The organism is Micromonospora sp. D75 (genome assembly GCF_018070405.1).
Lineage (GTDB): Bacteria > Actinomycetota > Actinomycetes > Mycobacteriales > Micromonosporaceae > Micromonospora > Micromonospora chalcea.
The window spans coordinates 1-542 of the sequence record NZ_JAGPXV010001164.1; the positions used below are offsets into that span (position 1 = coordinate 1).

A 542-nucleotide genomic window follows, 5' to 3' on the forward strand; every position below is an offset into this window, starting at 1 on the left:
TCCATGGTCGTGGCGGGGCTGGCGGTCGGCTACTTCGTGCTCATCGTGTTCGGGGTCCGCAGCGGCAATCTCCTGGAACGGGAGGCGGTGGTCCTCGGAGTGTGGAACGCCGGCGTCCTCGCCGTCGCGGTCCGCCGCGCGATGCTCGGCGTCTGGGTGAGCCCCGTCGGCGTACGTTCGCGCTCGCTTCTCCGCACGACCACGGTGCCGTGGGCGTCGGTCGCGGATATCCACAGCGGTACGGGTTCGATAGCAGGTCTGGACATGGGACGCGACGCGATCGTCATCGAGCGGACCGACGGCGCGCCGGTGCAGACGCCGATCCAGTCCGGCGCCATCGTCCGGCCGTTCCGCCTGGAGCTGACCCGGCTGGTCACCTGGCCGGAGCACTACGACGAGATCCTCGCGACCCTGCGGGAGTGCCACCGCGAGGCCCGGCCCCCGGAGCAGCGCGCGGCGGCGAGCCCGGCGCCGGATCCGGTCCGCGTCGACCGTCCGGACCGGACCCGGCCGCCCGCGCCGAGCGCCGGGCGGCGGCGTGA

At 74.0% G+C, this 542-nt stretch carries 1 protein-coding gene; it reads left to right on the forward strand.

Annotation, left to right across the window (positions count from 1 at the left end; all coding sequences use genetic code 11):
* Positions 1 to 3: 3 nt before the first annotated feature.
* The coding region (locus KBX39_RS32650) for a PH domain-containing protein (RefSeq protein ID WP_247660837.1) at positions 4 to 542 on the forward strand (539 nt) is incomplete at its 3' end.